Genomic DNA, 23,743 nt, shown 5'->3' with positions numbered 1-23,743 from the left:
CTTCATATGCCATTGGAAGTGGGTATTGTTGTAAATAAGAATCATCTTAAATACTTCATATGGAAAGAGAAATGCTCATTTAAGAAAGTGGAAATAAAGAAGTAGCTATGATCATAGCCCTCCATTTTTTTATAAGTTACCATTTGACTATTTTTTTGAGCGTTCTCTAAGAAAATATGTTCTTCCAATTGTTTCGGATAAAACTCGTCTTGACTACCTTGCATAATAAGAATTGGTGGAATAGTAGCTTCTTTAATTAATTCTGAAGCATCCCATTCTTTCCAAGAATCTTTGTCTTCACCTAAATAAGAGGTGAAAGCATTTATTCCCCATGGTACTTGACTAGGAGTTAAGATTGGAGAAAAAGCAGAAACCGCTTTGAATCTCTTAGCATTTTTCAAACCGATCACTAAAGCCCCATGTCCTCCCATTGAATGCCCCATTATGCTTTCTTCACCTGAAAAATTAGGTACTATAGTCGAAGCAATGGATGTTAATTCATCTACGATATACGAATACATTTTATAATGCTGTGCCCAAGGATCCTGGGTAGCATTTAAATAAAAACCTGCCCCTTGTCCAAGATCCCATGCTGCAACATCAGAAACGTATTCTCCACGTGGTGAAGTATCTGGCATAATCACTGCAACTTGATGTTTTTCAGCCAAACGTTGAAATCCACTTTTTTGACTAAAATTATCATCTGTACAAGTTAAACCAGATAACCACCATATAAGTGGAATTTTTTTCTTTTCTTTATTTGATGGTAAGTAGATACTAAATTTCATATCACATTGCAAGACTTCGGAATAATGGCTATACTTACGTTGCTCTCCTTCGAAAGAACGATGTTGTTCAATACATTTAAGACTCATTATCTCACTCTCCGTAAGTTAAAATCGTACGAATGGATTCACCTTTGTGTAATAAGTCAAATGCCGCATTGATGTCTTTAAATTCTAAATGATGAGTAATAAATGAATCTAAATCAATATCACCATGCATATAATCTTCGACCATTTCTGGAAGTTCAGATCTTCCTTTAACTCCACCAAAGGCTGATCCACGCCATACTCGGCCCGTTACTAATTGGAATGGACGAGTATGGATTTCTTTACCAGCACCAGCTACTCCGATAATAATACTTTCGCCCCAACCTTTATGACATGCTTCAAGAGCGGATTTCATTACTTCAACATTACCAATACATTCGAAGCTATAATCCACGCCACCATCTGTCATTTCGACTATAACTTCTTGAATTGGGCGATCATAATCTGCAGGATTCACAAAATCAGTCGCTCCCATTTTTTTAGCGAGTTCCCATTTTTGGGGATTCAGGTCAACTGCAATAATTCGGCTTGCTTTTGCTTGAACCAATCCTTGAATAGCTGCTAATCCAATCGCTCCTAAACCAAATACAGCTGTTACAGCTCCTTCTTCAACTTTTGCAGTGTTGTGTACAGCACCAATACCTGTAGTCACACCACATCCTAATAAAGCAACTTTATCTAACGGAGCGTTTTCATCGATTTTCGCTAAGTTAATCTCATTAACAACTGTATATTCACTGAATGTACTAGTTCCCATGTAATGATAAAGGGGCTCTCCATTATAAGAGAAGCGAGTTGTTCCATCAGGCATTAAACCTTTACCTTGTGTTTCTCGTACAGCACTACATAGGTTTGTTTTACCAGAACGACAGAATTTACATTCTCCACATTCAGGTGTATATAGTGGAATAACATGATCCCCAGGTTTTACTGAAGTAACTTCATCACCTACTGAAACGACAACACCAGCACCTTCATGGCCTAATACAGCAGGAAATACTCCTTCTGGGTCGTCACCTGATAATGTAAAAGCATCTGTATGACAGACAGAAGTATATAGTATTTTTACTAATACCTCTTTTGCTTTTGGCTCTTCTACATCGATTTCTACGATTTGAAGTGGCTCCCCTGGCTTAAATGCAACAGCAGCTCTACTTTTCAATTGAATCCCTACTTTCTTTTTTTATTGTTTACACCACTAAGATTACACTTTATAATTTTAATTACAATACTGACAAATTTGTCACTATAAACATTTTTTTCGCGAGAGGAAGGTCAAAAATTATGGTTATTCATTATAAGGACAAGGAATTTTTCACTGGAAAAGATTTAGCTTTATCTGTGATAGGAGGGCGTTGGAAAATAGCAATTATATGGTGTTTGTTACAACGTTCGCCATTAAGATTAAGTGAAATACAAAAAAAGCTGCCTGAAGTTAATCAACGTATGTTGATTAGACAATTAAGAGAATTAGAAGACGATAAAATAATTACTCGATGTGTATACCCCGTAGTGCCTCCTAAGGTTGAGTATGAACTTAGTGAAATTGGTCATCAACTAGAGAATGTTGTAACAGCCATCTGTGATTGGGGAGATGACTTTAGTGATTTTGTAGAAAAAGATTCGGACGAACTTAGTTGAAGAAACAAGTAAATATCGATTCATTAAAAATAGTGCGTAATTGTATGACTTAATCCATAAATTTGCATACAAAAAACCGATAACTTTGCATCGAATGCTGTAAAGTCATACGTAACGACTAGTTAAGATAATTAACGAAAATATACGCTAAGTAAATTTCGACATAAAATGAGCCGAATTTCCTACTCTAAGGGGTCCCGCCACATGCCCATCAACTTAAGAACGAAAACAAAATGAACTTTCGTTCAAACAAACTAAAAAACACGTAATGTACTTTTGGTATTGAAAAGTACACACACCAAATAAACTCTAACGAGTTTCATTTTAAAAATTATGCAGCTTTCTTTTGTTTTCCAAACCCATTATACTCATAGACAACACCCATAATATCAAAGATAGTTTTCTTCTCATATCGATGAGATTTCCGTCCATTCTTCTGTAGGAGGTCGAACAAACGGATTAAAATCTTTGTTAGATTTTGGGTGTTTCTCTGTATCGCTTGATATAACAGCGATACATGATCTTGAATCATCCCAATGGCTTTATATTCACTTAATTCTCTTTTGTTCTTTTGCAAAAGAAGTTTACGCATCTTAAACATCGTAGAAGAACAGATAAAGATGGCAATAAGTCTTCCATACACATGACATTCTAATCGCTCTTTTTTGATAGTTTGCCAATGATGAATTTGAAATAAGGATTTCCACGTTTTAAAAATAATTTCTATTTGCCAGCGAAGGGAGTAAAAGTCATGTATTTGTTCCATCGGAACAACTCCTTCAGGCGTATTTGAGACATATATGTTGATACCCGTTAATCGTTTACTCTTTTCTGAAAATGTAATACCCTTTTTACTTTCAGTGTAACTTTGTTTTTTTCTACGTTCCTGTATCTGTTTGTCTGTTAAACGATAGATAATTACACGTGTGAATAGTTTTTGATTCTTTCCAATGTAAGCTTCTTTTATTTCGTATGTTTGACCGGGTTTTAAATTGTTCATAATATGTTCTAAATCAACTTGGATATACTGTGATTGCTTTTTTACGGTTCCGTTTCGAAAGTATTCTGGAAACGGATTTTTTACATACACGGTATGGTTTAATTTTAATCTGGATATATAATAAGCACCTCGTTGATCCATTTGATCTAAGTCTTCTAATGAAAAATAACCTAAATCACGGATACATAAATCGCTTGGACGTAATGTGTCTAAGCATTCTGTTCCAAAGGTCTTATCATTATTTTTTCCTGGACCTATCTGAAAGTTTAGAAACTGTCCGCTATGTAAGTCATATTCTAATTGAATCTTGATACCCGCTGTTTGTGCACAACCACCTGATCCAGGATATACATGGGCTAAATGTTTTGGTACTTGGAAAATCGTCGCATCTAAAATACGAATTCGTTGAAAATACGTGAGCGCCGCGCTTGAAATGGCCGATGTTTCACAGATTTTACTTTTCCATAATGCCGAAAAAATATATTTCAAAAATTCAACCGCTTTTTTATCAAAGCGTTTATTGAGTCCTTCTGGACTCATAAGAGTGCCTGTGGCCGCATGTAATTGACTGCATAGTCGAACAAGCGAGTCACTCGCTGTACGTTGACTTACCCAAATACATATGGTAGCTAATTCATTTCCAGAAAACTTTCGTTTTCTTTTTACAAAACCTAATTCTTTTGCGAGTTCTTCCAAAAGAGAAGGGGTTAAATGACGATACAGTTCTTCAGAAAATAGTTGTAATTCATCTTGAATCGAAAGATTCATAAAAAATGTCACCCTTTCTAGCTAGCTTTTTAGAAAGAATAACGTTTTTTGTCACTTGGGGGTAGTGAAAATTCTTAAGTTGATGGGCATGGGGTCCCGCCAACCAAATGACATAAAACCCACGTTAATAAATTTTATGGAAAATAAAAATCCGGTTTTCCTGTATTAAAAAATATTTTACAAAGAAAAAGCTGATTTCCTTATCTTAAAGAAAATCAGCTTTTGGCGTAGTTATTAATTTAGAGGTTGATGGGGTTCAGCCGAGATACGTGTAAAAACGGGGCATGAGCTGTAATATATTTCCATTGTTGGGTTTTTAGATAAAAATATCTACCTCATGATTAACAAAAAGCTGATTACCTATGCGCTATAAATGAACTGCCCCAATTGTTAAACAAAACCTAGCAATTGGGGCAGTTCATAGTTATCATTTGACTCTTCTAGTGACCTTCTCAAGTAAAGCACCCTTTGGTTGAATAAGATTTATTTATTCATTCCCATCAATCGCTTAATTGTTCTTATTTGGGGTACAGTCAGGAAAATGCGGATTTACAACGCTAAGCCCATTTCCCCGACTATTCCCCCAGTTTTAACAACGTTAAGAAAGTTTCAAGGGTCTTAAAGAATCTAACGAGACCATTTTCTCCGAATTAAAATGGTATTCTCCAAGTAAATTAATATGTTCCCAACCTAGAGGTGACATATGGTGCAATAATTCTTCATTAAAACTACCTGACCGTTTTTGATATTCAACTGCCTTTGTTAGATGTAAAGTATTCCAGATACTGATGGCATTGATAATGATGTTTAAAGCACTGGCTCTTTGCAATTGATGTTGTATAGTCCGTTCCCTAAGCTCACCTTGTTTTCCGAAGAAAATAGCTCTTGCTAATCCGTTCATGGCTTCTCCTTTATTTAATCCCCTTTGTATTTTTCTTCTTAATGATTCATCCGATATATAATTCAAAATAAAAATTGTTTTTTCTATTCGACCCATCTCACGTAAGGCTATAGCCAAGCTGTTTTGTCTTGAATAAGATCCTAGTTTCCCCATAATAAGGGATGCTGAAACTGTTCCTTCTCTTATTGAGTGAGCTAATCGCAAAACATCCTCATAATTTTCTTTAATGACCTTTGTATTTATTTGTCCACGTAAAATGGCTTCTAATTTTGGATACTCACTTGCTTTATCTATTGTAAATAATTTTGAGTCTGCTAAATCTCTTATTCTTGGGGCAAATTTAAATCCTAATAAATGAGTCAGTCCGAATATTTGATCTGTGTAACCAGCTGTGTCTGTATAATGCTCTTCTATGTTTAAATCCGTTTCATGGTGCAACAAACCATCTAAAACATGAATCGCATCCCTTGAATTAGTATGAATAATCTTTGTGTAGTAAGAAGAGAATTGATCACTAGTAAAACGGTAGATGGTGGCTCCTTTTCCAGTTCCATAATGTGGGTTTGCATCTGCATGTAGTGATGAACACCTAACTGCATTCTCATACCGTCTGATGAGGATGTTGTACCGTCTCCCCAATAGGAAGACAATTGTAATTTGTGATGAAAATTTACTAATACGGCTTGGGCTTTATTCATTGCATCTTCATACATGCGCCATTGAGATACATTGGCTAATTGCTTATATGTAAGTCCGGGTGTTGCTTCAGCCATCTTGCTTACACCTATATTCATTCCCATTCCTAAAAGGGCAGCCATAATAATAATCGTTTCTTCTTTATCCGGTTTTCGATTATTGGAAGCATGAGTAAATTGCTCATGAAATCCTGTTATATAAGCAATATCCATCAGTAAATCGGTTAATTTTATTCTTGGTAGCATCTGATAAAGGCTTGCACTAAACTTTTTTGCTTCTTCTGGTACATCTTTTTCTAAGCGTGCAAGTGACAGCTTTCCTTTATCAAGAGAAACTCCATCTAACTTGTTGGAATTGGCAGTTAACCACTTTAACCTTTCATTAAGGCTGCTGGTTCTCTCCGTTATATAATCTTCGAATGATAAACTAACTGATAATCTCGTATTCTCTTTCGTTTGATTCCATGTAAATTCGGAAAACAAATATTCCTCAAAATCTCTATATTGTCTGCTGCCAACAATGGAAACATCTCCTGCCCGAACATGCTCCCGAAGTTCTGTTAAAACAGCCATTTCATAGTAATGACGATTGATTGTTGTACCATCATTCTCGTATAAATGCTTTTTCCAACGTTTTGAAATAAAATCCACAGGTGAGTCATCAGGTACTTTTCGTTTTCCGGATTCGTTCATTCCTCGGATAATCTCTACAGCTTGTAAAAGTGGCTCATTTGCCTTTGTAGAATGAAATTCCAACACCCTTAATAGCGTTGGCGTATATTTTCTTAGTGAATAAAATCGTTTTTGCAGTAAGTCTAAATAATCATAGTCAGCAGGACGTGCAAGCTCCTGGGCTTCTTCGACCGAAGAGACAAAAGAATTCCATTCAATAACGGATTCTAAAACCTCAAAAACGTCTAATTTTTCCTGTTTTGCTTTGATCAAAGCTTGTCCGATGTTCGTAAAATGTATAACTTTCTCATTCAGCTTTTTACCGTTCAGTTTCTGAATTTCCTCTTGAGCCTTACGACCTTTTGATAAGAGACTAAGTATTTGTCTGTCATGAATTTCAAAAGCTTTATCCGTCAAATCTTGATTAAGATGTAATAAATAGACGGTTAGTATTGAATATCGTTTATTTTCCTGAAAATCACGGAATGCATAAGGTTCATATCTTGAACCCAAGCGAGACAGCTGTAACAGGCGATTGCGGTGCAAATGATTAATTTGCACCGTTTCTAATTCCATTCCTCGTATGTATTCGAGTCGTTCTATTACTTTTAAAAAGGTTTCGGGTGAAGGATGTCCCGGTGGTTCTTTTAACCAACCCAATATCGTTTTATTGGATTCTGACGAATGCTGCAAGGTAATAATATCTTCAAGTTTTTCTTTTTGTTCATTTGTTAGGGATTGACTAACCGTGTTAAATAGCTTCTTTTCAGCCATTGCCCTTGCTTCCCACACTATTCTTTCAAGTGTAGTGATAGCAGGCAGTATGATTTTGTTTTTTCTTAGAAAATCTATGCATTCATGTAGTAGATGAATGGCATCACCATTTTCCAAAGCCAATTGATGTAGGTGCTTAAATGTCATTCTATATTCTTTCAGGCTTAATCACAGGGTTACTGCTCTAGTCCGTCAGATATATTACAATAAAAGGAAAATGGTTTAGCTTTGCTGCTTTTCTTAGTTATCTTGATGGTCTCTATGTTTGAAATTATACTATTAAAAAAACATGTAGATCAGAGGGAGAACCAGTGAAGAAAAATTGGAATGAAGAAGAGCTTTTAGCAAACTTTATGTTAATGCCAAATGAACTACATCTATCTATGGGGAATAAAACAGAAACGAACCGTTTGGGCTTTGCCGTGTTACTAAAGTATTTCCAACAGAAAGCTAGATTCCCTAGCCAAAAGCAAGACATCCCAAAAGTAGTGATCGAGTACATAGCGAAACAGCTTGATGTTTCGCATGATCAATTTGATGAATATAGTTGGGGTGGAAAAGAAAAGACTTATACCCGACATCGAAAAAATATAAGGGATTTTTTTGGATTTCAGGAGCTTACACGTACAGATAATGATCGTTTGGGACAATGGTTAGAAGAACAAGTTCAGTCTACACATGATACAGACTATTTAAAAAACCAAGCATACAGTCTCTTTCGTAAATGGAAAGTTGAACCTCCTTCTATTGGGAGCTTAAAGCGTATGATTGACTCTGCCATTGATACTTTTGAAAAGAGCTTATATAAAATGACATATCAGCAATTATCTGCTAAGACGTGCACTCGGTTAGATGCTTTACCTGAGTCCCATGCTGATGAGGATTCTGATGGAGAGGAAACCGACATTTTAACTTTTCGTCAACTATTATCTTCTCCTCGTAAACCAAGTGTAAATGCGATGGAGATGGAGGTTAAAAAACTGTTAGCTATACGACATCTCCAAATTCCTAATGGTTTGTTTCATCATATGACTCCAAAATTACTAAAGAAATATCGACTTCGTGCAGCTACTGAGACTGTAACGGAATTGCGAGCACATCCAGCACCCATTCGCTACACCTTACTTGCCATCTTATTTTGGCATCGTCATGCTAAAGTTATCGACTATTTAGCTGATCTGTTGGATGAAATCACTCTCAAGTTCGGAAATAAGGCCAAGAATACTACCCGTAAAGAAGCAGTAGAAGAGTTGGAAAGGGTTCAAGGGAAAAATAAACATATTATCAACTTATTAAAAGCGACGGTTAATCATCCAGATGGAATTATTCAAGATACTCTATATCCGATTGTAGGCGCTTCAACAATTCGGGATATTATTAAAGACATGACAAGAAATCACCGAGAATACAAAGAAAAAATCTATATAAAGATGCATTCTTCCTATCGGGGGCATTATCGGATTGCTTTCTGTAATATCTTAAAAAATCTTACGTTCAGATCTAATAATCAATCTCATCAACCTGTCATTGAAGCTCTTCAACTAATTCGAGAATATGGTGATAGTGGTCAACGTTTTTTTGCAGCTAATGACGAAATTCCTATTGAAGGAGTGATCCAGCCCAAATGGAAGGATATCATTATTGAGACGGATAGTAAGGGAATGGAGAGGGTTAACCGAATCAATTATGAGATTGCTGTTTTACAAACACTTCGAACGCGCCTCCGGTGTTTTACCGTTAATATCAATAACATGTGTTGTATTATCGATTTTACGAGTACTGATGTTAGAATTTACTTTATCAAAAGATAATGTAGAACTGCCCCACATTTCATTAAATTCAACCTCATATATACCAGCTAGTTCTGGCCAATTGATTTCTACAACATGTTGTTGGTTACCATCTAAAATTCCTTGTTCCATATTCGTTTCAGAACCATAGGTCCTAAAATTACTCTCAATCCTTACTTCTTTATTAAAACAAGTATAAAATGATTCCTACTTCAAATACTAAAAAAAAACTATTGAAGGATATGATTCAAATGACACTCCATCTAAATAAAAATAACTGCCCTAATTATGAAAAAATTAAATACATCCTCAACGAATCACCAGACTTAATGTGTAGAACACTTGAAGTTGGTGGAGATTGTCTCGAAGTTATTTTCATGAAAAATTTAATTAAACAAGAGTTTCTAAATGAGTATGTAATTAAATACATTCAACAACTTCCGATAGAATACATAACTTACTCTTATTTATTGAAAAACATACCAATGAACGAAGTAAAGAAAAACCTTAAGGAACAAGAGATTATCTCTTCCCTCTTAAATGGATTCGCTTATATTTACTTATCAGACGAAAGTAAAGCATTTATGGTAAATTGCGCCAACCCTATTGAAAGATCTATTGAGAAAGCAGAAACAGAATCATTGGTATACGGTCCTAAAATATCGTTTACAGAATCATTATCTTCTAACATTAAAATTATAAGACAAAATCTAAATGATTCTAATTTGTGTACAGATGAATTAAAAATAGGAGAACGTGTTAAGAAGCAAGTAAGAATTATATATCTTAAAGATATAGCGGATGATGACACACTTAAAACACTTAAGGAGAAGTTTGAAAATATAAAAACTGATAATATAAGTGACAGTTCAGTATTGGCACAATGTCTTGAAGATAATCATTACTCATTTTTTCCACAGTTTATATTAACAGAGTTGCCCGATAGATTCCTCTACTCTATTTTAAACGGACGGATTGGTGTTCTTATAGATGAAAGTCCAATTGCTATTATTGGACCTGCTAATTTTTTTTCGTTTTTTGAATCAACAGAAGACATATATTTGAGATGGTCCTTAAGTACTTTTATAAGATTTATACGATTATTTGCTATGGCAGGGTCACTATTTCTTACAGCATTTTATGTTGCAACCATGACATTTCACTCTGAACTAATTCCATCTAAATTGTTACTTATAATTGGGCAATCACGTTCACAAGTTCCTTTTCCACCTTTGCTAGAAGCACTTTTACTCGAATTATTAATTGAATTACTTAGAGAGGCTGGGGCACGCCTTCCGTCAAAAGTAGGGCAAACAATGGGGATTGTTGGAGGTATTGTTATTGGCCAAGCAACTGTTGAGGCAGGTTTAACTAGCAACATTTTAATTATTATTGTGGCATTTAGTGCATTAGGGGCATTTACGGCTCCTATTTATGAAATGGGCACTGCTATAAGAATTGCTAGATTTCCTTTCATTATTCTAGCAGGTGTTTGGGGATTAAATGGGATTATTATCGGTGTCTGTGTAATGATGGTCCACTTGTTAAAATTGACATCATTAAACAAACCTTATCTTGCACCTCTATACCCTTTTAGGATTAAGGATATAAAATACTTCTTAATACGTCTACCCCACCATTTTTATATGAGACGTCCTGTTGTCAATCGCCCAAAAGATTCATTCCGCACAAGGTGGAGATTTAAAAAAACAGAAAAAGATTTAGATGAATTTTGAGGTGGATAATGAAATCAAATATTAGTTTTGTAAATGCCTATATGGCTTTCTTTATCATACACACTTTGCAAATTGGTATGGGCATACTTGGAGTTCCGAAAATTATTTATCTTGAATCTAAGAAAGATGCTTGGATCTCAGTTTTACTATCCGGTCTATTCATTAGTATTATCACTTGGATTATTATTAGCATACTTAAAAAACATGGAAACTGTAATCTTTATGAAATACACGAAAATTTATTTGGTCGCTTTATAGGAAGTATCATCAATACCTTAATTGTCATTTACTTTATTGCTGTACATTACTCTATCATCATCGGTTATGTTGAATTGTCCCTAACATGGGGATATGAAGGAGTTTATGAATGGGTAGGCACCTTAGCGCTATTATTAATAACAATTTATGCAGTATCAGGTGGATTCAGAGTAGTTGCAGGGATATGCTTCTTATCCTTTTTAATGACTATATGGCTGCTATTTGTGATGTATCAACCACTTGATTCCATAAACTTAACTAGAATTTTACCCATCATGTCGACAACTCCGTCAGAAATGATGAAAGGAGTTTTTAAAAGCAGTTATACAATGTTGGGTTTTGAGACTTTATTTTTTATTTTTCCTTTTATAAAGGAGAAAAAAAAACTACTTCTATTCAGTCAATTAGCAATCTGGTTTACCACACTTCTTGTTTTAATTGCAACTGTTATTTCCATATTATTTTTTAGCCCTAAAGAATTAGAAAAACAGATCTGGCCTATTGTCAGTATGATAAGCGCTGTCCATTTTCCATTTATTGAGCGCTTTGAATCTATAGCAGTTTCATTATGGATATTAGTTATTTTTCCAAATTTATGTATAATCCTATTCATTTCTTCCAAAGGAGTTAAACAAATATTTCATTTAAAACTAAAACATGGAATATGGGTAATCTCAATAATCATTTTTATCACGAGTTTTTTTATCACAAAAAGAGTCGACAATAACCTTTTGATTGATAAAGTTGGTCAAGTAGGCTTTTACCTATGGTTTATCTATCCAATATTCTTATATTTCATTTCAATCATTAAATCTAAAATCTTTTCACGTTCAAAACGGAGTTGAAAAAATGAAAATACGGCTTATTCTACTACTTTGTTTCTTTCTCTGTACGGCATGTATGCCACCTGAAAAAATATTAGAAAGGCAAGGAATTTTAACTATTATTGGTTTTGACTTACTTGATGAGAATACATACAAAGGCACTATTAGCTTGTTACAATTCGACCGTAAAGAAGAAAAGACGAGTGTAACCCTTTCTGCCGTCGGAACTACAAGCAAACAAATAAGACAAAATTTAGAACAACAGACAAGCCACGACCTTACTTCTGGTCAATTAAGGACAATTTTATTTGATAAATATATGACAGAAATGATAGGGATTTCATCTTTTCTAGATACAATGCAACGAGATAGTAGCATCGGATCTTTAATTTTTTTGGCAATTACAAACAATGCTGAGAGTACAATTAATAATAAAAACTATGAAGAATACCCTGAAATGGGGTCATATATTTATCAATTATTAGATAAGCACGAAAAGAAGGAAATGTTAATAAACTCCAACTTGCATGATTTTATTTCCACACTATATGAAATTGGTATCGATCCTACCTTACCTATTCTATCGAATGAGAATGGTGTAGCACCCTATTTAGATGGGGTTGCATTATTTAGGGATGATAAAATGGTTGGTTCTATTTCCATGAAAAAAACCCTGTATATAAAATTATTCACCGATCATAATGCTTTTTTGGGGGATATAACTTTAAATATTCCTGCAGAGGTATTAGAAGAAAAGGGAATAAAACTAGTCGAAAAGCAAAAAGGAGATAAATTTAATATTACAATTCACCCAATAAAGTACCGCGGAAATGTTGAATTATCTCAGAAAGAGTCGGTTAATTTAAATGCATCTATTTTAGTTTCAACTATAGAATTACAGCCTTCTGTTACTCTTAAAAATAAGGAATCAATAAAAAAAATGGAGCTAATAATTGAAGAAGAACTAAACAAAGAATTCGGGGATATTCTTGAGAAGTTTAGAAAATTAAATACTGATCCAATTGGCATTGGAAGAAAAATAAAAAGTATAAGAAAATATTCCAATTTAAATGAAAAAGATTTGAGAGGAAAGTATTCCACATTAAATTTAAAACCAAATATTAAGGTAGAAATAAAACGAACTGGGGCAGTTGATTAGTTCACGAATTACTTGTGAAGAACCTCATTTACTTATGAAAAGCTCACCGAGGTTGATATTAAACTTATCTTCCAATAGTTCAATAATTGTATGTAAAACCATAATTAACTACAATCCTTATTCAACAATCTGGCCCTATTGCGGAACAAAAATAAAAGAGCTCTCTTCAGTCATACTGCGGCTGGTTAGTTTAATAAAATTAGCCCCATAAACGGACATTTATGGGGCTGGTCCTTATTGGAGCAAAACACACTCTATTTACCCTGATCTTTGGTACCAAAACTCATTCCCAAAATCAAAGTAACATTTTTAATAACAAACACCGTTTTTGGTGCTAATATATTCATATAAATAGTTTTTAGTAGGTGATTAATTATGATTTTTGGTTACGCGCGAGTGAGTACGGAGGAACAAAACCTAGATATGCAAGTTGATGCATTAACACAATTCGGGGTTGAGAAGATTTATAAAGAAAAATTAACTGGCACACGAAGAGATAGGCCTCAATTAGAAGACCTTTTAAAAGTTTTACGAAGTGGCGATAAAATTGTTGTATATAAACTTGACCGTATTTCACGTTCCACAAAACATTTGATAGAACTGAGCGAATTATTTAACGATATGGGTGTACATTTTGTATCAATTACTGACAGTATTGACACTTCAACCGCAATGGGAAAGTTTTTCTTTCGTACAATGGCAAGCATCGCTGAACTAGAAAGAGATATTATTAGTGAACGAACAAAGTCTGGTCTTCAAGCAGCAAGATCAAGAGGAAAGAAAGGTGGGAGACCTACTAAGAAAGAAGATAAAGTGGAAATGGCTGTTAAGATGTATAAGAGTAAAGACTATACAATTAAGCAAATTACAGTGGCAACTGGTATCAGTAAGACCACGCTGTATAGGTATTTAGACAAGGCGCTATAGGGTTGCCTCAGTAATTTAGTTATTAACGATTTGTAAAGATCTTATCGATTAAACCGTATTCTAAAGCTTTTTCTGCTGTCATGAAGTTGTCGCGGTCTGTGTCGCGTTGTAGTACTTCAAGTGGTTGACCTGTGCGGTCAGCAAGAATTTGGTTTAGTTTTTCACGTAAGAATAGAATACGTTTAGTAGCGATTTCGATTTCGGTCGCTTGACCTTGTGCACCACCAAGTGGTTGGTGAATCATTACTTCACTGTTTGGAAGTGCATAACGTTTTCCTTTTTCACCTGCTGCAAGTAAGAATGCACCCATAGATGCAGCCATACCGATACAGATTGTTGATACTTGCGGTTTAATAAACTGCATTGTATCGTAAATTGCCATACCTGCTGTGATAGAACCACCAGGGCTGTTGATGTAGATGTGAATATCTTTTTCTGGATCTTGAGATTCCAAGAATAAAAGCTGGGAAACGATTGAGTTAGCTACGTTGTCATCAATTGCGCTACCAAGCATAATGATGCGGTCTTTTAATAGTCGAGAGTAAATATCGTAAGCGCGTTCTCCACGATTTGTTTGTTCAATTACTGTAGGAATTAAATTCATCTGTTATTTCCTCCTTCAAAAGCTTTCTTAGTCTTATAATACAATTATGGTCAATAAAGGTCAAACGAAACCACTTTAAATCAAAAAAATATGTAGTTGTACCATGAAATATTCGCTATGTTTTTGAAATTCCCTGCTTATGTATCTTCAACATCATAACCGAATTACATAAATTTAAACGTTATAAAAACTGTAGAAAAAAAGAAAAGAACGCCTTTTTTACTGAAGCGTTCTTTCGATATCTATTCTTTTAAAAGATAGGTCACTTTATTTAAAATCTTTTCGATTTGTTTCGCGTTTTTACTATACATTTCGCTTGCTGATTTCGACTTTGTTTCTAAAGAAAATAGTTCAAGATCAGCATGACATTTTTTTAAAGATGCCAATAATAAAGGTTTGTTTTGAGGAGAAGGCATTTGTAGTTTGTCATTATAAATGTCGATAGTAAGTTGTCCATATGAATCCACTTGACCGAGAAAGACGTTTTCAATGACAACACCGAGTTTTTCGAGCTCAGAATGTAACCAAGCTCGGTTATGTCCGCTTGCTGAAAGAGGTTCATCTAGTACATTGCCATCCATAATAACAGTTTGTGGTTCTTTTTCGTTTGCTACTTTTAAACCGATGTCTTTTGCTGTGAGTGGTTGGCGATCTTTCTTTAATAATACATTTAATTCTCCGCTCGGTTCTAGTACAGCAAATTCAACATCAGCTACGCTGAAGGCATCTTTTCCACGAAGAAGTTCCAGTAATTCGTCACTTGTATATTTTTCTTTCTTTAAGTTGTCTTCGAGTATCTTTCCATCTTTTATTAATACGGTAGATTTCCCTTCAAAGAAGTCCCGAGCTGTTTTGTTCTTTAAAGAAAGGATTCCTGTTAAAAAAGGTACCACAGCGAAAATGAGTATCGCAAAGACGCCGTGAAAAAATTTTGAATCGAGCCCTGTAGATACTTGGGCAGCGATGTCACCGATTGTCATTCCGGCTATGTATTCAATAAAGGAGAGCTGAGAGATTTGTCTTTTCCCTAACCATTTCGTAATAGCGAATAAAATAATTAATATGAATACAGAGCGAAGAATGACAAGTGTCCATTCCGGCAGGTGAGACATAGTCATTTCCTCCAGTCTACTTAAAACCCTTTATATTGAGGTTCTTCACGTTCTAATACTGAAACTCTATTTTGTAAATCAGCGATGATGCTCTCCATTTCTAACATACATTCATGAAATACACGTTTTGATTCTGCGTCCTGTGAATGTAGTGAAAGGGAGCTCAAACTTGCTTGAGCGCCCCTTACACTAGCAAGGCAGGTTTTGACGCTAGCGATAACTGTCATACGAACACCTTATCCTTTCGGTTTGAATAGCAATGCTCCGATGAAGCCGAAAATAATAGCTGCGGATACACCGGCGCTTGTTACTTTAAACATGCCGGTAATAACGCCAACGATGCCATGTTTTGCAGCTTCTTCCATTGCACCGTGAACGAGGGCATTACCAAAGCTTGTAATAGGTACAGTTGCCCCAGCTCCAGCGAAATCAATTAATGGTTCATACAAATTGAATCCATCTAATATAGCTCCAGCAACAACGAGTGTTGCCATTGTATGAGCTGGTGTTAGCTTTCCAACATCAAACATAAGTTGGCCGATTACACATATAAGTCCGCCAATGACGAAAGCCCAGAAAAAAATCATTGCGTTGCACCTCCAAATTCAATCGAAACGGCATGAGCGATACACGGAATCGTTTCTTCTTGTTGGAATGTAAGTGGAGATAGTAAAGCGCCTGTCGCAACGACAAGTATTTTATTAAACTCTCCTCTTTTCATTCGGTTTAATAAGTGACCGTATACGACCGTTGCGGAACACCCTGGTCCACTAGCGCCAGCGATGACAGGTTGCCCTTCTCTATAAATGAGCAGCCCGCAATCTTGAAACTGTTCGCTCGTTACTTTCGTTCCGTGTTTATGTAATAAGTCATAAGCAATTTCGCGTCCTACATGTCCGAGGTCACCCGTTACGATTAAATCGTAGTAAGAGGCATCAATTTGTCGTTCGCGTAAATGGGCTTCAATTGTATCAACGGCAGCTGGAGCCATTGCACCTCCCATATTAAATGGATCTGTTAATCCCATATCAACCACTCGTCCGATTGTGGCAGATGTTACCCTAGGACCGTGTCCAGTATCGCTTAAAATAGCAGCTCCTGCTCCGGTTACTGTCCACTGCGCGGTAGGTGGTTTTTGCCCACCATATTCGGTAGGATAGCGGAACTGTTTTTCTACAGCTGTATTATGACTGGATGCACCAGTTAATAAATATTTTGCGCCTTTTGCATTTACGATACTTGCTCCAAGTGCTAAACCTTCCATAGAAGTAGAACAAGCGCCGAATAGTCCGAGATAAGGAGTGCCCAGTGTACGGCAAGCAAAGCTTGTAGGGGTAATTTGATTAATTAAATCGCCTGCGAGTACAAATTGAATATCGTCTTTACGAAGTTTTGCCTTTTCAGTAGCGCGGCTACAAGCTTCTTCGAACAAAATTTTATGTGCTTTTTCATAGGAATCTTGTCCGAGCCATAAATCTTCATGGAGGGTATCGAAGTCTTCTGGAATTTTGCCTTTAGCTTCAAACGGCCCGCCAACGACTCCCGTCGAAATAATAACTGGTTTGTTTTCAAATACCCACGTTCGGTGTCCTTGTAACATTTATAGCCCTCCCCATTGAACGAGAATCGTTTTAATAAGTGCGATGACGAAAGCGGAAAATACACCAAATAAAATAACAGAACCAGCTAATTTAAACATGTTACCACCAACGCCGAGTACAAAACCTTCTGTGCGGTGTTCGATACATGCGGCAATAACGGAGTTACCAAATCCAGTGACAGGTACAGCTGTGCCTGCTCCGGCAAATTGACCAAACCGATCGTATATACCAAATCCAGTTAATAACATGGAGATGAAAATAAGAGTTGCGACTGTTGGATTCCCTGCTGAGCGTTCAGTGAAATCGAAATACGTAATATAAAAAGTAGAAATGAGTTGCCCAATTAGGCAAATGAAACCACCAACGAAAAAGGCTTTTATACAGTTTTTTAAGACAGGACGCTTCGGTTCGCGTTCTTGCTCGAATTTTTTATATTCCTGTTGCACAGGGGTTAAGTTTTTATCTTTACTAGACATTGCAAACCTTCCTTTTCTTTTAAAAAGCGTTAAGTGTTAGACTCCATTTTTTTACCAATGAATTTTAATTGTTTATTAATTTCATCTTTAGATATTTTCTTTTCCTTAATTTTTCTTTCAAGCTTTTCAAGTAACATAAAGATTTTTTTATCTGTACTTACACGAACATCGAAAGTGGGGTGCTCATCACTTAGCTGCTTTTGGAGCTTCTTACGGAGAGGTTTTAATCCAAATCTTTCGTGATGCTCAGGTGTAACTGCTATGTAGAGATCTAAATTTGAATTTACTGCTGTACTTTTTATAATTTCATCCATAGTGAGAGCTCTTTTCTTGGCTCCTTGTGATATAGATTGATTAAAGGATTCCATACTCGTTTTTGTTAACTTTGGACCTTTCTCTTTCTCCGTTCGTTTTGCTTCTTCTTTCACTTTTTTATCTAAAGGACTATTATCACATCCGGTAAAAGAGCTAAATAGAAGGGCAAATAATACGGTTATGAGTCCGAGTTTTTGCATATTTATCATTCCATTTCTATTGCAATATGTAATGTGATAGAAAAAGGATGACTGCATATCATCCTTTTTCTATTTCACAGCAAGACTGATTCGTTATTGCTGTGAGTATTGTGGTTCTTCTTGTTTTACTTCTTCAACGCGTGGGTTTAAAGAATCGATAATCGTTTGTGTTTGCTGTGCAGCTGTTTGGAAAAGTTGCTTAGCTTGTTGGTTATCCGTATCAAGAGCGAATCCCTCTAAGCTAGCTTGTGCACTTTTTAATCCAGAAACAGTTTGTTTTAATTTCGTAATTACAGTCATTGAATGAAGCCTCCTTTGGAATATCAATTCAAAGATTATAATTTGTGAGTTGGGGTGAATTTATGATTGGAAAATTTAGGGGGGTGCTTTGTTAATATACTCATAACTAAGCGTCATAAAGGATTACGGGGATATTTTTATTGATTTAGATGGATTTTATTGCTATTATTATGAGAAGAAAATGAAGTGTTTTCTATTATCATGCGCCCATAGCTCAGTCGGATAGAGCGGTGGTTTCCGGTACCACGTCTTATATATGACAAAGGAAACCAAATGTGCTTTAGGGTGCGGTATAAAGCTGTTTGTCGGAGTTTTTAACGCTTAACTTGAGCGGGAACAAACCGCAAACGTCCTACGTAGGCATTAGCGAATTATTGTCGCATAGTAAAAAGGTGCTACGTGTAACCAAATGAAGATAATGATAGTACATATGCGGAGAGCTTCCGTCTGAAATTCGTTTCAGATAGGGGGCTCTTTTTTTATTATGTCTAAAAGTATACGAGTAGTAAAAAGACGAAGAGAAGTAGTTGATTTTATTGGTACTGCGGAAGCACTAGACACAGAAGCGGCGATAGCGATTGCTGCGCAGGCATTTCGGGCAGAGGGATTTAGAAAGCGTACTATAGATGATTACAGCAAGCTCTTTCGTTATTTCATGCGAGAATTGAACATTGAGAAAGTCGAGATCATTACGGCGGCACATGTACAAATGTATATTAATAAGCTGCTTAATCGAGAATTAGCACCTGCCACTGTAAATATTCGCATATCGGCGTTGAAGTCGGTCTTTAAGCGATTGAATGAGCAGGGCTACATTAAAAGCAATCCCGCTGTAGACTTTGTAAAGTTACGTACCGATGAAGCGCCGATTTTTACGCTAAATCATAATCAGATAAAGCGCATTTTTCGTGTGGTAGATAAGACGACCTATGCAGGCTATAGAGATTACTGCGCCATGCTGCTTATGTTGCACTGCGGGTTGCGTGTAAACGAAGTAAATCAGCTAGAGGCTAACGATATAGATTTTGATAACCTTACGATTATGTTAGCAGGCGCTAAGAATAAGAACCGTAAAACTAGAGCTGTACCTATGACGAAGAAGGTAGCGGAAGAGCTACGAATGCTTATAGGGGTCCTACCACACATCCATCAACTTAAGGATTTAGACTATTCTTAAACTTAAAAGCACGTTACTATTCTCTTATGTTAATGAGAAAGGGTGACGTGCTTTTTATGAATATGCATCAAAAACAAGAGCTGTCTTTATTTGCCGAAGAGTTATATCGATATATGTCTCCCGCTACACTTAATCAATTAGCTATAGAAGCAGGTGGAATGAAACGAAAACGTAAGTGCCATGGGCACCATTTTTTATCTTTGTGTGTATGGTTAAATCAACAAATCGCTACAACCTCTCTTACTCAACTTTGTAGTCAATTAGAAACTTCAACAGGAATTTTATTAAGTCCTGAGGGACTGAATCGACGATTTAACTCGGCTTCTGTAGCCTTCTTTCGAAATGTATTTACTACACTTCTACAAGCTAAAATTGGAGGATCATCTACAATTTCTCATTCTCTTTCTGCTTACTTTAAGCGGATTCGCATCCTTGATTCTACAACCTTTCAAGTTCCAGATCGATTCGCAGCTACTTATCCTGGTGCCGGAGGCTGTAGTCATACAGCTGGTGTGAAAATTCAATTAGAGTATGACTTGTTGAGCGGAGAGTTTTCTGATGTGAAAATTGAACCAGGAAAACGAAGTGATCAGGCATATGGGGCGACTCGAATGGACATGACACAAAAGAATGAACTATATATTCGTGACTTAGGGTATTTTCGTTTACAAGACTTTAAATCGATCCAAGATAAGGAAGGGTATTATTTATCGCGTCTTAAATTACCAACTAAAATATATAGAAAAGAATTCGAAACAGTGGTATTTAAAACAAAACCTGCTCAATTGAGACCGGTATATATACAAATTCATTTGGAAGACATCATGAACCAATTACAACCTGGCCAAGTGTATGAATTACATGATGTATATGTAGGGAGCAAAGACAAACTACCCACTCGCATTGTGGTTTATAGATGTACAGAGGAGCAAAAACAGAAACGTCTACATGATCGAGCTATTCGTGAAAAGAAAAAAGGGATTACATATACAGAGCGTACGAAACTTTTACAAGGAATTACGGTATATATGACAAACATTCCTACGGAATGGGTACCGAAAGAGAAAATCTATGATTTATATTCACTGCGTTGGCAAATTGAGCTGTTATTTAAAATATGGAAATCTTGGTTTCGAATTCATCGTTGTAAATCTATTAAACAAGAGCGATTAGAATGCCACCTTTATGGACAACTCATTAGTATCCTATTATGTTCTTCTACTATGTTTAAAATGAGAGAACTCCTGTTACGTAAGAAACAGAAAGAACTAAGTGAATATAAAGCGATGTACATAATTAAAGATTATTTCTTACTTTTTCATCAAGCACTACATAAAAACACCCAAGAATTATCAAAGATTCTCCTTCGTCTGTTTAACCTCCTACAGCGAAACGGACGAAAATCTCACAGATATGAGAAAAAAACAGTCTTTGATATTTTAGGTGTTGTGTATGAGTATACCACTTCTGCCCATCAGGTAGCATAGCGAAAAATTTGAAACCCGTCAGGGTTTATTTGATGTGCCTACTTTTATAACATCTATAAAAGATAATAAAAAACTACGTGGAAAGACCGCATTTTATATAAAAATATACGTTAAGTTGATGGATGTGGGGTCCTACCACATGCCCATCAACTTAAGAACGAAAACAAAATGAACTTTCGTTCAAACAAACTAAAAAACACGTAATGTACTTTTGGTATTGAAAAGTACACACACCAAATAAACTCTAACGAGTTTCATTTTAAAAATTATGCAGCTTTCTTTTGTTTTCCAAACCCATTATACTCATAGACAACACCCATAATATCAAAGATAGTTTTCTTCTCATATCGATGAGATTTCCGTCCATTCTTCTGTAGGAGGTCGAACAAACGGATTAAAATCTTTGTTAGATTTTGGGTGTTTCTCTGTATCGCTTGATATAACAGCGATACATGATCTTGAATCATCCCAATGGCTTTATATTCACTTAATTCTCTTTTGTTCTTTTGCAAAAGAAGTTTACGCATCTTAAACATCGTAGAAGAACAGATAAAGATGGCAATAAGTCTTCCATACACATGACATTCTAATCGCTCTTTTTTGATAGTTTGCCAATGATGAATTTGAAATAAGGATTTCCACGTTTTAAAAATAATTTCTATTTGCCAGCGAAGGGAGTAAAAGTCATGTATTTGTTCCATCGGAACAACTCCTTCAGGCGTATTTGAGACATATATGTTGATACCCGTTAATCGTTTACTCTTTTCTGAAAATGTAATACCCTTTTTACTTTCAGTGTAACTTTGTTTTTTTCTACGTTCCTGTATCTGTTTGTCTGTTAAACGATAGATAATTACACGTGTGAATAGTTTTTGATTCTTTCCAATGTAAGCTTCTTTTATTTCGTATGTTTGACCGGGTTTTAAATTGTTCATAATATGTTCTAAATCAACTTGGATATACTGTGATTGCTTTTTTACGGTTCCGTTTCGAAAGTATTCTGGAAACGGATTTTTTACATACACGGTATGGTTTAATTTTAATCTGGATATATAATAAGCACCTCGTTGATCCATTTGATCTAAGTCTTCTAATGAAAAATAACCTAAATCACGGATACATAAATCGCTTGGACGTAATGTGTCTAAGCATTCTGTTCCAAAGGTCTTATCATTATTTTTTCCTGGACCTATCTGAAAGTTTAGAAACTGTCCGCTATGTAAGTCATATTCTAATTGAATCTTGATACCCGCTGTTTGTGCACAACCACCTGATCCAGGATATACATGGGCTAAATGTTTTGGTACTTGGAAAATCGTCGCATCTAAAATACGAATTCATTGAAAATACGTGAGCGCCGCGCTTGAAATGGCCGATGTTTCACAGATTTTACTTTTCCATAATGCCGAAAAAATATATTTCAAAAATTCAACCGCTTTTTTATCAAAGCGTTTATTGAGTCCTTCTGGACTCATAAGAGTGCCTGTGGCCGCATGTAATTGACTGCATAGTCGAACAAGCGAGTCACTCGCTGTACGTTGACTTACCCAAATACATATGGTAGCTAATTCATTTCCAGAAAACTTTCGTTTTCTTTTTACAAAACCTAATTCTTTTGCGAGTTCTTCCAAAAGAGAAGGGGTTAAATGACGATACAGTTCTTCAGAAAATAGTTGTAATTCATCTTGAATCGAAAGATTCATAAAAAATGTCACCCTTTCTAGCTAGCTTTTTAGAAAGAATAACGTTTTTTGTCACTTGGGGGTAGTGAAAATTCTTAAGTTGATGGGCATGGGGTCCTACCAACAAAAAGCGCAAAACATACGCTAGGCAAAATTTAACATGACGAAACTGTTGAGTGACAATAAAGTTCTTTCCTTACCAATAAAGTTGTTTACTAATCGGTTTGTTTTATTACAATAAAGTCGTTTGCTTTTACCATAAGGTTGATAAATCAACTGTTTGAACGCATAAAAGTAAACAACTATTTTTATGCATTTGGCGAAAATCTAAAAAATGGGGTTGCCAGCAAGATTTCTTCAGGAGGCTCTCTTGTGCTAAACAGCCAGGCCAAGTACCTTATTTCACGATAACGGTTGATCAATTCCAGCACTTCTCCGACTTTGTTTTCCTTCATCAATCTCTCGCTGAACAAAATGGCAGAGATTTGTCCCAAGTTTAAGCGTTGTTGTGATGTACTGTACAAATCATTTGCCGCCTCCGTAAACGAGGAACCTTCGCCTTTGCCCACCCAAACCGGGGGCTGCTCCGCTTTTTGCTGTCCCTCCAGCTTGGCCACTGTCGAGAAATCAAGCAATTGCACATACAAGGTGTATTGGCCATCGACATAGTCTATTCCAACAGCCGTAGCATAGTTCATGTTTTGCACTTCATATCTGCTCCAGCAACCGGTAAGGGTGAGAAGAAGGAAAAGTGCAACCATACTTTTATATCTCCTCATTTATGCCTGTCCCCTTGCCTTGTAGAATCTCG

General features: G+C 35.8%; 19 protein-coding genes and 3 pseudogenes. 8 read left to right on the top strand and 14 right to left on the bottom strand.

Annotation, left to right across the window (positions count from 1 at the left end):
* Window positions 1–41 precede the first annotated feature (41 nt).
* Together fghA and QCI73_RS28630 are read right to left on the bottom strand one after the other, a co-directional pair.
* Window positions 42–875, bottom strand: coding sequence for an S-formylglutathione hydrolase (gene fghA, locus QCI73_RS28635; RefSeq protein WP_000053341.1), 834 nt, complete (start codon window positions 873–875; stop codon window positions 42–44).
* A 4-nt stretch (window positions 876–879) separates the two neighbouring features.
* Entirely contained in the window at window positions 880–1,995 is a 1,116-nt protein-coding gene (locus QCI73_RS28630; RefSeq protein WP_000842153.1) for an S-(hydroxymethyl)glutathione dehydrogenase/class III alcohol dehydrogenase, read from the bottom strand.
* 122 nt (window positions 1,996–2,117) lie between these two features.
* Here QCI73_RS28630 and QCI73_RS28625 point away from each other — a divergent pair, with 122 nt between their 5' ends.
* The gene (locus tag QCI73_RS28625) at window positions 2,118–2,474 is read left to right on the top strand and encodes a winged helix-turn-helix transcriptional regulator (RefSeq protein WP_000234699.1); all 357 of its coding nucleotides are present in this window, start codon (window positions 2,118–2,120) and stop codon (window positions 2,472–2,474) included.
* Between the two features lie 331 nt (window positions 2,475–2,805).
* Here the strand turns inward: QCI73_RS28625 and QCI73_RS28620 are convergent, their stop codons facing one another.
* Both QCI73_RS28620 and QCI73_RS28615 read right to left on the bottom strand, forming a co-directional pair.
* Window positions 2,806–4,242 (bottom strand): IS4 family transposase, encoded by a 1,437-nt coding sequence (locus QCI73_RS28620; protein WP_001053964.1) that lies wholly within the window; start codon window positions 4,240–4,242, stop codon window positions 2,806–2,808.
* A 598-nt stretch (window positions 4,243–4,840) separates the two neighbouring features.
* Window positions 4,841–7,449: pseudogene (locus tag QCI73_RS28615) on the bottom strand (Tn3 family transposase); the annotation flags it as partial.
* Between the two features lie 146 nt (window positions 7,450–7,595).
* Here QCI73_RS28615 and QCI73_RS28610 point away from each other — a divergent pair.
* From QCI73_RS28610 to QCI73_RS28590, 5 genes and pseudogenes are all read left to right on the top strand, one after another.
* Window positions 7,596–9,014 (top strand): annotated as a pseudogene (locus QCI73_RS28610) (DUF4158 domain-containing protein); the annotation flags it as partial.
* Window positions 9,015–9,325: 311 nt separating this feature from the next.
* Complete coding sequence (locus tag QCI73_RS28605) at window positions 9,326–10,810, top strand: spore germination protein (RefSeq protein ID WP_048557826.1); 1,485 nt, start codon at window positions 9,326–9,328, stop codon at window positions 10,808–10,810.
* Between the two features lie 8 nt (window positions 10,811–10,818).
* A complete protein-coding gene (locus QCI73_RS28600; protein ID WP_200730636.1) occupies window positions 10,819–11,913 on the top strand; it encodes a GerAB/ArcD/ProY family transporter in 1,095 nt (364 codons plus the stop codon).
* A gap of 4 nt (window positions 11,914–11,917) precedes the next feature.
* On the top strand, window positions 11,918–13,051 hold the full coding sequence (locus QCI73_RS28595; protein WP_000702270.1) for a Ger(x)C family spore germination protein: 1,134 nt from the start codon (window positions 11,918–11,920) through the stop codon (window positions 13,049–13,051).
* 375 nt (window positions 13,052–13,426) lie between these two features.
* Window positions 13,427–13,978 carry a recombinase family protein gene (locus QCI73_RS28590; RefSeq protein WP_000576162.1) on the top strand — a complete coding sequence of 184 codons (552 nt, stop codon included), beginning with the start codon at window positions 13,427–13,429 and terminating at the stop codon, window positions 13,976–13,978.
* Window positions 13,979–14,000: 22 nt separating this feature from the next.
* Here QCI73_RS28590 and clpP read toward each other — a convergent pair whose 3' ends face one another.
* The 8 genes from clpP to QCI73_RS28550 form a co-directional block, all read right to left on the bottom strand.
* Window positions 14,001–14,582 carry an ATP-dependent Clp endopeptidase proteolytic subunit ClpP gene (gene clpP / locus QCI73_RS28585; RefSeq protein WP_252650617.1) on the bottom strand — a complete coding sequence of 194 codons (582 nt, stop codon included), beginning with the start codon at window positions 14,580–14,582 and terminating at the stop codon, window positions 14,001–14,003.
* Between the two features lie 242 nt (window positions 14,583–14,824).
* Window positions 14,825–15,694 (bottom strand): DUF421 domain-containing protein, encoded by an 870-nt coding sequence (locus QCI73_RS28580; RefSeq protein WP_048548355.1) that lies wholly within the window; start codon window positions 15,692–15,694, stop codon window positions 14,825–14,827.
* 20 nt (window positions 15,695–15,714) lie between these two features.
* Window positions 15,715–15,921, bottom strand: a complete 207-nt coding sequence (locus tag QCI73_RS28575) for a DUF1657 domain-containing protein (protein WP_000215901.1) — start codon at window positions 15,919–15,921, stop codon at window positions 15,715–15,717.
* 9 nt (window positions 15,922–15,930) lie between these two features.
* Window positions 15,931–16,281, bottom strand: coding sequence for a stage V sporulation protein AE (spoVAE, locus tag QCI73_RS28570; RefSeq protein ID WP_000575919.1), 351 nt, complete (start codon window positions 16,279–16,281; stop codon window positions 15,931–15,933).
* Window positions 16,278–17,294 (bottom strand): stage V sporulation protein AD, encoded by a 1,017-nt coding sequence (gene spoVAD, locus QCI73_RS28565; protein ID WP_000938965.1) that lies wholly within the window; start codon window positions 17,292–17,294, stop codon window positions 16,278–16,280. The genes spoVAE and spoVAD overlap by 4 nt, the downstream gene beginning before the upstream one ends.
* Window positions 17,295–17,771, bottom strand: a complete 477-nt coding sequence (gene spoVAC / locus QCI73_RS28560) for a stage V sporulation protein AC (protein WP_000095403.1) — start codon at window positions 17,769–17,771, stop codon at window positions 17,295–17,297.
* 29 nt (window positions 17,772–17,800) lie between these two features.
* Entirely contained in the window at window positions 17,801–18,286 is a 486-nt protein-coding gene (locus QCI73_RS28555; protein WP_001170597.1) for a YhcN/YlaJ family sporulation lipoprotein, read from the bottom strand.
* Between the two features lie 93 nt (window positions 18,287–18,379).
* Entirely contained in the window at window positions 18,380–18,586 is a 207-nt protein-coding gene (locus QCI73_RS28550; protein WP_000216164.1) for a DUF1657 domain-containing protein, read from the bottom strand.
* A 484-nt stretch (window positions 18,587–19,070) separates the two neighbouring features.
* Between QCI73_RS28550 and QCI73_RS28545 the strand changes: the two genes are divergently transcribed.
* On the top strand, window positions 19,071–19,763 hold the full coding sequence (locus QCI73_RS28545; protein ID WP_202295940.1) for a tyrosine-type recombinase/integrase: 693 nt from the start codon (window positions 19,071–19,073) through the stop codon (window positions 19,761–19,763).
* 56 nt (window positions 19,764–19,819) lie between these two features.
* A complete protein-coding gene (locus QCI73_RS28540; protein WP_001055915.1) occupies window positions 19,820–21,250 on the top strand; it encodes an IS4-like element ISBce2 family transposase in 1,431 nt (476 codons plus the stop codon).
* Window positions 21,251–21,516: 266 nt separating this feature from the next.
* Here QCI73_RS28540 and QCI73_RS28535 read toward each other — a convergent pair.
* Window positions 21,517–22,953, bottom strand: a pseudogene (locus QCI73_RS28535) (IS4 family transposase).
* 287 nt (window positions 22,954–23,240) lie between these two features.
* Window positions 23,241–23,693, bottom strand: a complete 453-nt coding sequence (locus tag QCI73_RS28530; protein WP_000226102.1) for a Ger(x)C family spore germination protein — start codon at window positions 23,691–23,693, stop codon at window positions 23,241–23,243.
* Window positions 23,694–23,743: the final 50 nt, after the last annotated feature.

Source organism: Bacillus cereus group sp. MG16, assembly GCF_040459875.1.
GTDB lineage: Bacteria > Bacillota > Bacilli > Bacillales > Bacillaceae_G > Bacillus_A > Bacillus_A paranthracis.
The sequence above is the reverse complement of the archived record's forward strand: the minus strand, read 5'-3'. Positions and strand labels throughout refer to the sequence as shown.